This is a genomic window from Thiothrix winogradskyi (assembly GCF_021650935.1).
GTDB classification, from domain to species: domain Bacteria; phylum Pseudomonadota; class Gammaproteobacteria; order Thiotrichales; family Thiotrichaceae; genus Thiothrix; species Thiothrix winogradskyi.
The window spans coordinates 1,835,068-1,849,294 of the sequence record NZ_CP091244.1 but is presented as its reverse complement, the minus strand read 5'-3'; the positions used below and the strand labels follow the sequence as shown (position 1 = coordinate 1,849,294).

General features: G+C 54.8%; 18 protein-coding genes. 11 read left to right on the top strand and 7 right to left on the bottom strand.

Annotated elements, in window-relative coordinates:
* The first annotated feature begins 45 nt into the window (after window positions 1-45).
* From def to corA, 11 genes are all read left to right on the top strand, one after another.
* Entirely contained in the window at window positions 46-594 is a 549-nt protein-coding gene (def, locus tag L2Y54_RS09335; protein WP_236501580.1) for a peptide deformylase, read from the top strand.
* 136 nt (window positions 595-730) lie between these two features.
* Window positions 731-2,161 carry a F0F1 ATP synthase subunit beta gene (atpD, locus tag L2Y54_RS09330; RefSeq protein WP_236501579.1) on the top strand — a complete coding sequence of 477 codons (1,431 nt, stop codon included), beginning with the start codon at window positions 731-733 and terminating at the stop codon, window positions 2,159-2,161.
* Entirely contained in the window at window positions 2,154-2,555 is a 402-nt protein-coding gene (locus tag L2Y54_RS09325; protein ID WP_236501577.1) for a F0F1 ATP synthase subunit epsilon, read from the top strand. Before atpD ends, L2Y54_RS09325 begins: the two co-directional genes overlap by 8 nt.
* A 10-nt stretch (window positions 2,556-2,565) precedes the next feature.
* On the top strand, window positions 2,566-2,895 hold the full coding sequence (locus tag L2Y54_RS09320; protein WP_236501576.1) for an AtpZ/AtpI family protein: 330 nt from the start codon (window positions 2,566-2,568) through the stop codon (window positions 2,893-2,895).
* Window positions 2,888-3,172 (top strand): ATP synthase subunit I, encoded by a 285-nt coding sequence (locus L2Y54_RS09315; RefSeq protein ID WP_236501575.1) that lies wholly within the window; start codon window positions 2,888-2,890, stop codon window positions 3,170-3,172. The genes L2Y54_RS09320 and L2Y54_RS09315 overlap by 8 nt, the downstream gene beginning before the upstream one ends.
* On the top strand, window positions 3,162-3,833 hold the full coding sequence (locus tag L2Y54_RS09310; RefSeq protein ID WP_236501574.1) for a F0F1 ATP synthase subunit A: 672 nt from the start codon (window positions 3,162-3,164) through the stop codon (window positions 3,831-3,833). The genes L2Y54_RS09315 and L2Y54_RS09310 overlap by 11 nt, the downstream gene beginning before the upstream one ends.
* A 30-nt stretch (window positions 3,834-3,863) precedes the next feature.
* The gene (locus tag L2Y54_RS09305; RefSeq protein WP_236501573.1) at window positions 3,864-4,142 is read left to right on the top strand and encodes a F0F1 ATP synthase subunit C; all 279 of its coding nucleotides are present in this window, start codon (window positions 3,864-3,866) and stop codon (window positions 4,140-4,142) included.
* Window positions 4,143-4,145: 3 nt separating this feature from the next.
* On the top strand, window positions 4,146-4,949 hold the full coding sequence (locus L2Y54_RS09300) for a F0F1 ATP synthase subunit B family protein (protein ID WP_236501571.1): 804 nt from the start codon (window positions 4,146-4,148) through the stop codon (window positions 4,947-4,949).
* Complete coding sequence (locus L2Y54_RS09295; RefSeq protein WP_236501569.1) at window positions 4,942-6,369, top strand: alternate F1F0 ATPase, F1 subunit alpha; 1,428 nt, start codon at window positions 4,942-4,944, stop codon at window positions 6,367-6,369. The genes L2Y54_RS09300 and L2Y54_RS09295 overlap by 8 nt, the downstream gene beginning before the upstream one ends.
* Complete coding sequence (locus tag L2Y54_RS09290) at window positions 6,366-7,268, top strand: F0F1 ATP synthase subunit gamma (protein ID WP_236501568.1); 903 nt, start codon at window positions 6,366-6,368, stop codon at window positions 7,266-7,268. The genes L2Y54_RS09295 and L2Y54_RS09290 overlap by 4 nt, the downstream gene beginning before the upstream one ends.
* A 139-nt stretch (window positions 7,269-7,407) precedes the next feature.
* A complete protein-coding gene (gene corA, locus L2Y54_RS09285; protein WP_236501567.1) occupies window positions 7,408-8,457 on the top strand; it encodes a magnesium/cobalt transporter CorA in 1,050 nt (349 codons plus the stop codon).
* A 3-nt stretch (window positions 8,458-8,460) separates the two neighbouring features.
* Here the strand turns inward: corA and L2Y54_RS09280 are convergent, their stop codons facing one another.
* The 7 genes from L2Y54_RS09280 to aroC form a co-directional block, all read right to left on the bottom strand.
* Window positions 8,461-8,877 (bottom strand): lysozyme inhibitor LprI family protein, encoded by a 417-nt coding sequence (locus L2Y54_RS09280; protein ID WP_236501566.1) that lies wholly within the window; start codon window positions 8,875-8,877, stop codon window positions 8,461-8,463.
* Between the two features lie 26 nt (window positions 8,878-8,903).
* Window positions 8,904-9,254: a hypothetical protein gene (locus tag L2Y54_RS09275; RefSeq protein ID WP_236501565.1), complete on the bottom strand. Its 351-nt coding sequence runs from the start codon at window positions 9,252-9,254 to the stop codon at window positions 8,904-8,906.
* Window positions 9,255-9,383: 129 nt separating this feature from the next.
* Window positions 9,384-10,028, bottom strand: coding sequence for an SPOR domain-containing protein (locus L2Y54_RS09270; RefSeq protein WP_236501564.1), 645 nt, complete (start codon window positions 10,026-10,028; stop codon window positions 9,384-9,386).
* Window positions 10,013-10,771, bottom strand: a complete 759-nt coding sequence (locus L2Y54_RS09265) for a type III pantothenate kinase (RefSeq protein ID WP_236501563.1) — start codon at window positions 10,769-10,771, stop codon at window positions 10,013-10,015. Before L2Y54_RS09265 ends, L2Y54_RS09270 begins: the two co-directional genes overlap by 16 nt.
* Before the next feature lie 5 nt (window positions 10,772-10,776).
* Window positions 10,777-11,610, bottom strand: a complete 834-nt coding sequence (locus L2Y54_RS09260; RefSeq protein ID WP_236501562.1) for a biotin--[acetyl-CoA-carboxylase] ligase — start codon at window positions 11,608-11,610, stop codon at window positions 10,777-10,779.
* Complete coding sequence (locus L2Y54_RS09255; RefSeq protein ID WP_236501561.1) at window positions 11,597-12,772, bottom strand: MFS transporter; 1,176 nt, start codon at window positions 12,770-12,772, stop codon at window positions 11,597-11,599. Before L2Y54_RS09255 ends, L2Y54_RS09260 begins: the two co-directional genes overlap by 14 nt.
* Complete coding sequence (gene aroC, locus L2Y54_RS09250; protein ID WP_236501559.1) at window positions 12,769-13,866, bottom strand: chorismate synthase; 1,098 nt, start codon at window positions 13,864-13,866, stop codon at window positions 12,769-12,771. Before aroC ends, L2Y54_RS09255 begins: the two co-directional genes overlap by 4 nt.
* Between the last annotated feature and the right edge of the window lie 361 nt (window positions 13,867-14,227).

Genomic DNA, 14,227 nt, shown 5'->3' with positions numbered 1-14,227 from the left:
ATATTGTGGTTTGCCTTAAACACCCTTCACCACTCAACGCAACCGATGATGCCAGAAACCACCCGTATTTTACCGATTGCCGCCGCTGATGAACCCATCTTGCATCAGCCCGCCCGCGCCGTAACCGACCTAAGCGATCCCGCCATCCAACGCTTGCTGGATGACATGCTGGCAACCTTGCAAGCAGCTAACGGGGTGGGGATTGCTGCCCCGCAAGTGTTTGCGCCGTTACGCATTATCATTGCTGCGTCACGCCCGAATCCACGTTACCCGGATGCGCCGCTGATGGAGCCGGTGGTCATGGTCAACCCACAAATCCTATGGCAATCGGCAGAGACCTGCACTGGCTGGGAAGGCTGTTTGAGTGTACCTGGCTTGCGCTCTCCCCTGGCACGTTCAGCACGCTTACGGGTACGTTACCTGACCCGCCGGGGTGATAGCGTGGAAGCCGATTACGAAGGTTTTATTGCCCGCATCATCCAGCACGAATGCGACCATCTGGATGGCATCCTCTTTGTGGAACGGGTTGAAGATGAGGGAACTATTGTCAGTGAAGCAATCTTCCAACAGATGACAGCGGCTGCCAGCGCATGATTTCCACGGATTAATAAACATAATTGTAAAGGTTTCAACGTTCAGTGCTTTTGTCCACTTTCATCAAGGACAAGGCACTCTGCATAGAGTACCGTCATAAACATCTAGAAGTATCTAGCAATTTATGGGTGTATGTATGGAGCGTTATCTACGAGAAACCAATCCATCTGCCGTGCCACCACCGACCAATATCGGCAATATCACGGCAGTGCGGGGTAGTGTCATTGATGCCCATTTCCCGCAACGTCTGCCTCACATCCGTACCTTGCTGCGCACTGGCAAAGACCAGCAAATCGTCCTCGAAGTCCTCACTCAACTGGATAGCCAGCGGGTACGCGCTATTGCCCTTACCCCAACCGCTGGGTTAGCGCGGGGAATGCCCGTAGAAGATACCGCCGCGCCGTTGATGGCTCCCGTTGGCAACAGCATCCTGTCACGCATGTTTGACGTGTTCGGCAATCCCATTGACCTGCTGCCGCCCCCCGAAAACGTCGAATGGCGTTCGGTACACCACGCCCCACCCTCACTTTCCTGCCGTTCCACCCATTCCGAAGTGTTTATCACCGGCATCAAGGTCATCGACGTACTGGTTCCGCTGGAACGCGGCGGCAAGGCGGGCTTGTTCGGCGGTGCAGGCGTGGGCAAGACCGTATTGCTGACCGAAATGATCCACAATATGGTCGGGCATCACCACGGTGTCAGTCTGTTCTGTGGCATCGGCGAACGTTGCCGCGAAGGCGAGGAACTCTACCGTGAGATGCAGGATGCTGGCGTATTACCCGGCATGGTAATGCTGTTTGGACAAATGAACGAACTGCCCGGCAGCCGTTTCCGCGTCGGTCATGCCGCACTGACGATGGCGGAATATTTCCGCGATGACGAAAAACGCGACGTGCTGCTGCTAATCGACAATATTTTCCGCTTCATTCAGGCTGGGTCGGAAATTTCCGGGCTGATGGGGCAAATGCCGTCGCGCCTCGGCTACCAGCCAACGATGGGGACGGAGCTGGCGCAACTGGAAGAACGCATTGCCAACACCGCCGCCGGAGCGATTACCTCAATCCAGGCGGTGTATGTGCCTGCGGATGACTTCACCGACCCGGCGGCAGTACATACGTTCTCGCACCTGTCGGCGTCGATTGTATTGTCGCGCAAGCGTGCCAGCGAAGGCTTGTTCCCGGCGGTTGATCCGCTGCAATCATCTTCCAAAATGCTCACCCCCGGCATTGTTGGCGAACGCCATTACCATCTAGCACAAGCGGTGCGCCGTACCCTGACGCAATACGAAGACCTCAAGGACATTATCGCCATGCTGGGGCTGGAGCAATTGTCGCAGGAAGACCGCAAGGTGGTATTGCGGGCGCGGCGTCTGGAACGTTTCCTCACCCAGCCGTTTTACACCACCGGGCAATTCAGCGGCATGGCGGGCAAAACCGTCAGTCTGGACGATGCACTGGATGGCTGCGAACGCATCCTCAACGATGAATTCAAGGATTACCCGGAAAGTGCGCTTTACATGATCGGTGCCATCGACGAGGCCAAACGCCAGGAGGCCAGTCATGCCTGAGCTGATGCACCTGCAAATCCTGCTGCCGTTTACGGTGTTTGCCGACAAACACGGGGTGCAAAGCATGGTAGTGGATACACGCGAAGGTCTGTACGGCCTGCTGCCGCAACGGCTGGACTGCGTGGCGGCACTGGAACCGGGCATCCTTGCTTACACCACCGAAGCGGACGGCGAGGTTTTCATCGCGGTGGATGAAGGCATTCTGGTCAAGGCTGGTCAGGAGGTGCGGGTGTCAGTGCGCAATGCTCAAGGCGACGCTGATCTGGGGAAACTGTATGCAGCGGTGAAAGAGGAATTCCTCAATCTGGATGAGCGTGAACGCGAACTGCGGGCGGCGCTGGCGAAACTGGAAAGCGGTTTCATCCGCCGTTTGAGCGGTATCCAGCAGACATGAGGCAAGCAAGATGAAAGCAGATGACGATGACAGCGATTTCCTGCGCAAACTGGGCACAAAGGCCAAGCGCAAGCTGAAAGCCCAACGGCAAGGTCAGCCACGGGTGCTGCGCGGGCTGGGCTTGCTGGGCATCGTCGGCTGGTCAATCGCCGTGCCGGTATTACTGGGATTGGTGATTGGCTGGTGGTTGGATGAATGCTGCCCCGGTCGCTACGCTTGGACGCTGAACCTGTTGATAGCGGGTCTATTTCTAGGCTGTATCAACGTCATTTTCTGGGTCAGGAAAGAATTTCGCGCCATGCACGACGAACAAGATGACAAGGAGCAACCTCATGATTGAGAGTCTGACATTACCGCTGTTGGCTGGCATGGCGCTGGGTGGCTTTTTCTTCGGCGGGCTGTGGTGGACGGTGCGCAAAGGCAGTACTGCCCCCAACCCTGCGCTGTGGTTTATGGGAAGTTTCCTGCTGCGCACTGGCGTTACGCTGGCTGGGTTTTATGTGGTTGGGGCTGAAAATTGGCAATGGTTGCTGGCGATGGTGGCAGGATTTGTGTTTGCACGAATACTTTTGACCCGATTTGCGGCTTCGCCACAGGAGGTGAATCATGCACCTTAGTACCGACAATGTGGTGTTCTGGGAATACGGCTGGGTGAAACTCAACCTGACCATTATCACCACTTGGCTATTGATGGTGGCGCTGGGTGGCGGTTGTTTCCTGCTGACCCGCAGGCTGAGCAGCGCTATCCACATTCCGCGCTGGCAACATGTACTGGAAGTGGTAGTGCTGGGAATAAAGGCACAGATTGAGGAAGTTGGCCTTGCCCAGTCAAGCCGTTACCTGCCGTTCATCGGTACGCTGTTCCTGTTCATTGTGGTGGCGAATCTGGCGGCAATCATCCCCGGCTATGAGCCACCTACTGGCTCCTTGTCTACCAGTACCGCGTTGGCGATTTGCGTGTTTGCTGCCGTGCCACTATTTGGTATCCGTGAAATTGGTGTATTAGGCTACCTCAAGTCCTATTTACACCCAACGCCAGTAATGCTGCCGTTCAATATTGTCAGCGAAATTTCCCGCACGCTGGCACTGGCGATCCGCCTGTTCGGCAACATCATGAGCGGCGGCATGATCATCGCCATTCTGCTGACCATTACCCCGTTCTTTTTCCCGGTATTAATGCACGCGCTGCACCTGCTGACCGGGATAGTGCAAGCCTATATCTTTAGCATCCTTGCCACGGTGTACATTGCTGCCGCGACACGCGGGGAAGGAGCCTGACTTATGTTTGACCCTACAAGGAAATAACCCATGGACATCATCACCCTAATTGCGATTGCCTCCATTGTCACTGCCGGGTTGACCATTGCCATTGGCGGCATTGGTCCGGCACTGGGCGAAGGTCGTGCCGTCGCCAACGCACTCAGCGCCTTGGCTCAACAGCCGGACGCCGCTGCCACCATTACCCGCACCCTGTTCGTGGGGCTGGCAATGATTGAGTCGATTGCGATTTACTGTTTCGTGGTTGCCATGATCCTGATATTTGCCAATCCATTCTGGAACCACGCCATTGCTGCCAGTGGAGGTTAAGCCATGTTAATTGACTGGTTCACCGTCGCCGCTCAGGTCGTCAATTTCCTGATCCTGATGTGGCTGCTGAAACGCTTCCTGTACCAGCCGGTGCTGGATGCGATTGATGCCCGCGAACAGCGCCTTACCCAGCAAATGCAAGCCGCACAGGATGCACAAGCCGCTGCCGCTGCGGAGCGCAACGAGTTTGAGCGCCGCAATGCCGAACTCGCACAACAGCAGGTCGGTTTGCTGGCGCAAGCCACCGCAGATGCAGAAACCACCCGCCTGCAACTGCTGGAAGCTGCCCGCAATGAAACCGCCAGCCTGCGCAACCAATGGCAGGAAGCCCTGCACAAGGAACAGCAAAGCCTGACCCAAGGCATTGCCAACCGTACCCGTCAGGAAGTATTCGCCATTACCCGCAAGACCCTAGCGGATCTGGCTGATACCGGGCTGGAAACCCGCATGGTGGCAGTCTTCATCGACCGCCTGCAAACCTTGGGCATGGCAGAAAAAGTGCAAATGTGTACCCCCGCTGGGCAAAAAGCCTGTCAGGTCGTGATCCGCAGCGCCTTCCTGCTGCCCCCCAATGAACAGAAAGCCCTCACCCAGACAATACGTAGCCTATTACCTATCCAGCCCAGCATCCGCTTTGAACTGGAGCCGGAACTGCTCAGCGGTATTGAACTGATCAGCAACGGGCACAAGCTGGAATGGAGCATTGCCGAATACCTGGCAGCACTGGAAGCCAGCATTGGCGAACTAATCCGCTCTGCGCTGGCGACCACTGCTGCCGTCTCGCCCCCGGAGCCTGCCCATGTATGACCCCAACTTGCAAACCACGCTAGACGCCGCCTTCCAAAGCATTCGCGCAGCACGCGAAGCCTTTACCCCCACCTTGCAGGCACGTGAAGTCGGGCATGTCAGCAACGTTGCCACCGGCATTGCTCACGTCACTGGCTTACCGAATGTAGGCTTTGAAGAACTGGTGAAATTCCCCGGCGAGCTGTACGGCATTGCCTTTGACCTCGGCGAAACCGACATTGGCGTGGTGCTGCTGGGCGATTACTGGCATCTGCAAGCTGGTGACGAAGTGGAACGTACCGGCAGGGTAATGGATGTGCCGGTAGGCAATGATTTACTGGGGCGCGTCATCAACCCGCTGGGCGAGGCGCTGGATGACCGTGGGTCGCTGGTGTGCGCCCAACGCTTGCCGATCGAACGCCCGGCAGCGCCGATCATGGATCGTGACCCGGTTAGCGTGCCCTTGCAGACCGGCATCAAGGTAATCGACGCGCTGGTTCCCATCGGACGCGGGCAACGCGAACTGATCCTCGGCGACCGCCAGACCGGCAAGACCACCATTGCGGTCGACACCATCCTCAACCAGCACGATCAGAACGTAGTGTGCATCTATTGCGCCATCGGGCAGCGGGCTTCAGCAGTGGCGAAAGTGGTTGCCAGCCTGCGTGAGCACGGGGCAATGGCTTATACCACGGTGGTTGTCACCGAAGGCAACGATCCGCCGGGGCTGACCTATATTGCCCCCTATGCCGCTACCAGCATTGCTGAACATTTCATGCACCAAGGTCACGACGTGCTGATTGTGTATGACGACCTCACCAACCATGCGCGGGCTTACCGTGAGCTTTCCTTGCTATTGCGCCGCCCGCCCGGACGGGAAGCGTTTCCCGGTGATATTTTCTACGTCCATTCACGCCTGCTGGAACGTGCCACGCACTTGCGCCCCAGCTTCGGCGGCGGTTCGCTGACTGCTTTGCCGATCATTGAAACCGAGGCGCAGAACATGTCGGCCTACATCCCTACCAACCTGATTTCGATTACCGACGGACAGATTTACCTGTCACCCAAACTGTTCGAGCTGGGGGTATTACCGGCGGTGGATGTGGGGCGTTCGGTGTCACGGGTCGGCAGCAAGGCGCAACTGGCGGATTACCGCAAGGTCGCGGGCAGCCTCAAGCTGGCTTACGCGCAGTTCGAGGAGCTGGAAGGTTTCGCCCGCTTCGGCACGCGGCTGGACGACAATACCCGCAAGATTCTGGCACACGGGCAACGCATCCGCGCCTGTTTGCAACAAGCCGAACACGCGCCTGTGCCAGTTGCCGCGCAAATCAACCTGCTGCGAGCGCTAAGCGAAGGCAAATTCGATGATGTACCGCTGGAACAGATGCAAGCTGCCGAACAGCAAGTGTATGCTGCCGCCGGATTCAGGCCACTGCCATGAGCGACGGTATTGAAGCACTGCGCCACCGCATCGACAGCACCGCCGACCTCCAGTCCGTGGTGCGCACCATGAAGGCGTTATCTGCTTCCAACATCGGGCAGTATGAACGCGCCGTTCACGCGCTGGAGGAATACAACCGCACAGTCGAGTTGGGGCTGATGGCTTGTTTGCGCCAAGCGGACGTACCGCTGCTAGTAACGGAACCCCAAGCTTCCGCCAATGTGGCTACCGGAGTAATCGTATTCGGCACAGATCAAGGCTTAGTGGGGCAATTCAACGACCTGCTGGCAGATTACGTTACCCACTCGCTGAGCGCACTGCCCGGTGACAAGCAGGTGTGGGTAGTGGGTGAACGGATGCGTGACCGGCTGGAAGACAGTACTTTGCCGCTGGTGGATTTGTTGCATGTACCCAATTCGCTCAATGCGGTGACTACACTGGTCGGGCAGTTGGTCGTAGCGGTGGAAACAGCGCGGGAACGCGGCAAGATCAGCGGCCTGTGCCTCTACCACAACCGCCCCGGTGAAATTTCCGGGCATTATGAACCAGTCAACCAGCGCCTGCTGCCGCTGGATGCAGCTTGGCAACAGCAATTGCGGGCGCAACCGTGGCTGACCAACAAACTGCCAGAAACGCTGGGTTCCAGCTTGCAGACGCTGGCAGCCTTGATCCGCGAATACCTGTTTGTGTCGCTGTTCCGCGCCTGTGCCGAATCGCTTGCCAGCGAAAACGCCAGCCGCCTTGCTACCATGCAGCGGGCGGAAAAGAATATCGGCGAAATGCTGGAGGGGCTGACGCATTCTTATCACCAGCTCCGGCAGGAAGGAATTGATGCGGAATTGTTTGATGTGCTGGCGGGATTTGGATGCACTTTGCAAAATACACCCCTAAAATCATAGTCAGCGTATGAAAACACACCCCTAAAATCATACTCAGTGCCACTATTGTGTCTTTTAGCGCTTCGCCGATTGATGAGCGGATGCTGATGTTGTTATTGAGCGAGATTGTCTCGTGATTTACGTATAAACTAGGAGACTCATGGAAACCTTCGGCAAACGCTATCACCCACCCGGCACACCGCCCGGTACGCTGACCCGGCACAGCACCAGCGACACCACCCATATCCGCCTGTTTGAATACGACGGTGAAAACTTCAGCGAAACCTCTTCCCCCACAGCACAGCAGTGCCAACACGCACAACAAAACACCCTAGTCGATTGGCTGGATGTCACCGGTGTGAATGACCCGATTGCTATCCGTGAACTGGGGGAAACTTTCGGGCTACACCCCTTGGCACTGGAAGATATTCTCAATAGCGGGCAACGCCCCAAAATCGACTTTCACGAGCAACACGCTGTACTGATCCTCAACCTCCCCCACCTGATTGAGGACGACATTGTGCTGGAACAAGTCAGCTTGTTCATTGGCAATGGGCATTTGCTGAGTTTTTGCAGTGGCGACGGAGCAGCTTTTGAGCCAGTACGCCAACGCCTGCGACAAGGTTTTGGACGTATGCGTACCCGTGGCGTAGAGTATTTGCTGTATACACTGGTGGACGTGGTGATCGACTCCGCGTTCCCACTGTTAGAAGACATCGGGGAGCAAATTGAAGCGCTGGAAGATCGGGTATTAGAAAAACCTGATAAAGCCATACTCCACACCCTGCACCAACTCAAGCGCGATCTTTTGCTATTACGCCGTGCCTTATGGCCGCAACGCGAAGTCATTAGCCGCTTGATTCAACACGACGCAGAATTAGTGAATGCCACGATGCGCCCGTATTTCAGCGACTGTTACGACCACGCGGTACAAATCATCGACTTAATCGAAACCTACCGCGAAATGCTCAACGGCATGTTGGATATTTACCTTTCTAGCCTAAGCAATCGGATGAATGACATTATGCGCGTGCTCACCGTGGTCGGGACGATTTTCATCCCCCTGACCTTCATCGTCGGCGTTTACGGCATGAATTTCCGAGTGATGCCAGAATTAGAGTGGGAGTATGGCTATTTCATCATCTGGGGAATTATGCTGGCACTCGCCATCGGAATGCTCGCGGCATTCAAATGGCGCAAATGGTTGTGACGCTTATTGCGCCCCTTCGGTCAGCAAATCCAGATAATCTTGCAAAGCTAACACCCGTGTTTTGACCACATCAGCGCGTTCGCCTGCCATCACCGCAATCCACATCGTGCCGTCCATTTGCTTGTGGATCGCATTGATTAGCTCGAATTCCTTATCACGCTGTGCAATCCATGCACGTTGTGCTTGTTTGAGGGCATCTTGTGCCGTTGGTTTGAGCTGACTTTGCAAGGCTTTGTAGACGCGGTTAAGTTCCGTATCCCACTCCTTTTCAGCACGGCTAAAACATTCCAACATCCCAGCAGTGGAATCGTTAGTGTTCAAACAACTTTCCGTGGTCAGGTCAATCGTATCCTGAGCTGTTTTCGCTTGCACCGGCAATGCAAACATTACCGCAACTGCCACCGCTAACACGTATCGCATCACATCTTCTCCCACGCTCATTGCACTTACATCGACAACACCAGTTTCGCATAAGCATAGACGCACCCCAGCAAAGCTGCCAGCGGAATTCCCGCAGCACCCAACACTAACCACAGTGCCAAACGCCGAAAAGAGGTTTCCTGAAACCAAAAGCGCGTTAAGGTGTAAATCGCAATCAGCAATAGCTCAAGCAGTGCCGTCCCCATGATCAACACCAGTACCAAATCCACGGTTTCGGTATAACCGCTCAATACCAGCGAACCCACCAAGGTAAACCCGTAGCTAATGAAATAACCCGGTATTAATAATGACAGCCACCCCAACCAAAACAAGGAACGTTGCCAGGTAGCATATTGCGGCACTTCAACTCTAACCATCACTCACCCCACTCACACCAAGGACTCAGAATCATCCAAAGCATTTATATAGGACAAGTTTGTCAAGTGAGGGGGGATGATCGTAATATTTGGTCGAATTTCACAGACAAAACCCACCAGAATGACAGGTTAACGGCAAGCTCGCGGAATTCGTTGTACTTCAGACGTTAAATCGACAGCGGCACTCCATACCTGCACCGGGGCATTCGTGCCGAATGGCTCGTCATAATCCACCCAGAAAACATCGAGAGAGGCTTGCTGTTCGGTGTATTGCGCGTCATACCCCAAATAACGGATATATTCGGCGTGGCGTTTCGCCTTATTTAAATTATTGAAAGATCCGAGGGAAATAGCATTTTGATACGGCCCTTGCGTGATAATTTGCACATCGCGTACATCGTTTTTAGCAATATCCCGCGCCATTTGCTCCGCTTGCCCATAATCACTCGCGGGTGGGATATACACGAAAAAATTCAGGGTCTGCATACTGTGCAGCTTACGTATCGAAACGGCCAAACCAAAACCACGCACTTTACCTGCCACCAATTGCGCCGCTTTTTCGCTATTATAAGGGCCGATGCTGTAACAACTGCTTTGCGTGCCTGCGTTAGCGCTGCTGTACACGACATCATCGACATCTTGACGCAATTCCAGCGCGGGGATCGTCGGCTCAACCAATGCCGGGCGGGACTCCTGCACCTCCGGCGCTAACACCACATTCCAAGCGAACACGGATGCGTTCATCAATAACAGCACAATCAACAACTGGTACATGCTTCCTGCTCCGTAATATAAGCCAAGCCCTGCATCAGCAAATCGGGATGCAATAGATAATCCCCGTGCAACCATGAGCGCAAATATTCAGCATCACCACCCGTCAAAATCCGCACCACGGGGGCAGACAGCGTTTGCTGCATCCGCGCACAAATGCCTTCAATCGCCCCGATCACCCCAAACAGACAGCCGCTGCCAATCGCCCTGCCAGTACTGTCCGCCACAATCGTCGGCTGTTCAAACGACAACGACAGCCTGCCTTGCGCCCGTGCAATCAGCGCATCTGCCGACAACTGCAAACCGGGCAAAATCAAACCACCCAAATGCTGCCCGTCACATTCCAGCGCATCCACCGTAATCGCCGTACCGCAATCAATCACAATACTGGCTTTACCTGCCGCCAAGTGCTGTGCTGCCACCAAACCGACAAACCGGTCTGCTCCCAATGCCGTCGGTTGCTGATAGCCATTGCGAATACCATACGCTCGCGCCACAGAACGCACACTGTGCAGATGAATACCGCGTTGCGCACACGCTTCTTGCACACTGTCCGCAAACAAATGCGTCAACACATGCACCAAGGTGATATGCCCCACAGTAGGATAGGCATCCAGCAAATCCAAAAACGCTGCCAACGCCGGACGCTCGCCATAAGCCAGCGCTTGCTGCGCAGAAATGTTTCCGCTCGCATCCAGCTCCGACCATTTCAGGCGTGAATTGCCTGCATCTACCAGCAACACCATGACCATTACATTCCCAATCGCACCGAAACATCCGCCGACGATAGATTTTTTATTGATCCATCATATAAAGTGATTTTCAATTGTCCGCGATTATCAACACCCGACGCAAGTCCTTGCAGGGTCTCCGTACCACTTTGCACCAACACCTCGCGTCCTTGCAATAAATCGCGGCGCTGCCAATCCTGTTGGAATTGCGTTATATCCAAGCGGGGAAACGCTTTCAAACGTGGAATCAAGCGCTGCAATATCGCCACCATCAAGGCATGGCGCTCCACTGGCTCACCACGAATCTGCTGCAAGCTTGTCCACGGCTGGTCGATAGCCGCACCGGATTCAGGCAACATATTCACATTCAAACCAATGCCGATCACCACATCTTTCAGCGAACCGACCGCTTCCAGCAAAATACCACCCAACTTCTTGCCATCATAGTACACATCGTTCGGCCATTTCAGACCGTGCCCGTGAATTGCACAATCTTCGAGCGCCTCGGCGACAGCCAAGCCGGTAACTAAACTCAACAGCGGCAAATGTTCCGGCACGGGTTTGAAACACCAGCGCACCGACAAATACACATTCATCCCAGCGGGGGATTGCCATTCGCGCCCACGACGACCGCGCCCAGCGCTTTGTTGATCAGCGATACACACATCCCCACAAACACCGTGCTGCAATGCCCAAGCATTAGTGGATTCCAATTCAGGAAAAACGTGAATTTCCTCCATTGACCACAGCACTCCGGTGCTGAGCCGACGGCGAATTTCACTGGCACGTAACGGTTCAAAGGGATCAAGCGGTTCAAACGGCTCAAACAGTTCAAACGATTCAGTGAGTGACATGGGCTTCCTCCCGCACATAAATCAATGCCAATAACCAACTGAGTGCCGCAATGCCTGCTGCTGCGTAAAAAGTTGGTGCTGCGCCCCAATACTCCCACGCATAACCACTGAGCAAACTGCCCATTGCGCCACCCAATCCATAGCTTAGCCCAGAATACAAGGCTTGCCCCCTGCCCTGTAATTTTCCCGGAAATTGATGATGCACCAAGTGAATTGCCGCCGCATGAAATAAACCATAAGTTGCCGCATGAAACAACTGCGACACCATCAGCACCACCACATTATCCGCCCAAGTTCCCAGCACCACCCAACGCAACGCTGTCAGCAGCAACGCCAGCACAAACAAGCGGCTTGCCCCAAACCGCCCAATCAGCCGATGCATCACCACAAACAAGCCAACTTCGGCAAGCACCCCCAACGCCCACATCCACCCGGTAAACTGGCGCGAATAGCCGTGATCTTCCAAATAAATGCTGAAAAACGTGTAATAAGCGCCATGACTCGCCTGTTGCAAGGCACACGCCAGCAACAATACCCACACCGCCGGATGCCGCAACACTTCCCGCAACCGACTGGTAGGCAAGGTATGCGCCGCGTGTGGCTTATCCTGCACCAACCAAGTCGCTAACCAAATGCCCACGAACAACAGCAATAACGCATCCACCACCAGCGCGACATTATCCCCTGCCAACACGGGCGGCAAACTTGCCACCATCACAATGAAACCCACCGACCCCCACAAACGAATCCGGCTATAGCGCTGAATATCACTGCCCAAATGGTTCAGGGTCAACGCCTCGAATTGCGGCAATGACGCATTCCAGAAAAACCCAAAACTCGCCATGACCACTGCCATCCAGCCAAAACTGTGCTGCCAATACACCCCCGTGAAACACACGACTGACAGGAAACTCGCCATACGAATAATGCGCAAGCGCTCCCCGGTATGATCCGCCAACCAGCCCCAAATGAACGGTGCAACAATCTTGGTTGCCATAAACACCGCCATCAATTCACCGATTTGCGCAGGTGAAAATCCGGCAATGTTTTTCAGATACACCGTCCAATACGGCACAAATACACCGAGTGCCGCAAAATAGGCGAAGTAGAAAGCCGAAAGCCGCCCATAAGGCGGCTTTACTCCGGGGGAGGGGTTCTTCATGCTGAAGCGGGAATATCCGGCAAATCCGTCGTCACATCCGCATTCTGCCCGCGATGCCGCAACGCATGATCCATCAACGTAATCGCCAGCATTGCCTCGCAAATCGGCGTCGCACGAATCCCCACACACGGGTCATGGCGACCTTTGGTGATCACTTCCACCGCTTCGCCATCCAAATTCACACTACGCCCCGGCAAACGCATACTGGAAGTCGGCTTGAACGCGGTATGCACCACGATTTCCTGCCCCGACGAAATGCCGCCCAATACGCCCCCAGAATGGTTGCTGAGGAAACCTTGTATGGTAATTTCATCGCGGTGCTCTGTGCCTTTTTGCGCCACGCAAGCGAAACCTGCACCGATTTCCACGCCTTTCGCCGCATTGATCGACATCATCGCATGGGCAATATCCGCATCCAGCCGGTCGAAAATCGGTTCTCCCCAGCCGGGCGGCACATTAGACGCTACCGTGGTAATTTTCGCTCCCACGGAATTACCCTCTTTGCGCAAGGCATCCATGTAATCTTCCATCGGCTGCACTTTGCTGGCATCCGGGCAGAAGAAGGGGTTATTGGCGATTTCATCCCAATCCAAGGCTTCTGCAACGATGGGACCAAGTTGCGACAAATAGCCGCGAATCACCACGCCGTAACGTTCCAGTAACCACTTTTTGGCAATCGACCCGGCAGCGACACGCATCGCGGTTTCGCGGGCAGACGAACGCCCGCCCCCACGGTAATCGCGGAAGCCGTATTTTTTGTAATACGTGTAATCGGCATGACCGGGGCGGAAGCGATCCATAATATCACCGTAATCCTTCGAGCGCTGATCCGTGTTGTGGATGAGCAGCGCAATCGTCGTACCCGTGGTTTTACCCTCGAATACGCCCGATAGGATTTGCACCTCGTCGGCTTCGCGCCGCTGGGTGGTGTGACGACTTTGCCCCGGCTTGCGCCGATCAAGGTCAATTTGAATATCGGCTTCGGTGAGGGCGAGTCCGGGCGGGCAGCCATCCACGATGCAACCGATTGCGGGGCCGTGACTCTCACCGAAGGAGGTCACGGAAAATAGTTTTCCAAAGGTATTTCCTGACATGAGTGCGATTGTAGCAGCTATTGAAAAACCCTTGCAGCCCTTTTGTTATTGCTCATTTATCTCCCATTCAGCTTAGCTGTTATAGGATTAGCCAAACTTATCATAAAAAATACATTGTCTAACCGACGCAAAAGCCCGAATGGGGGGAGCCGATGTCCCCCCTCTTTTTACGCGGCTTCACGCCATCACATCAGAATTCAATCGCTAGGAGAGGAAGGTGCGCCTGTTCCCCGCAAGCAGCACCCTATTAATAATGACGGGGATTTAAGGATGGCCGGAACTTCTCCGGCCCGATCTTTCTAAGCAAATAGACGGTTTCATTTCATGGGGATGGGGTGAAACTCAAGTCAAAAGAGCAATG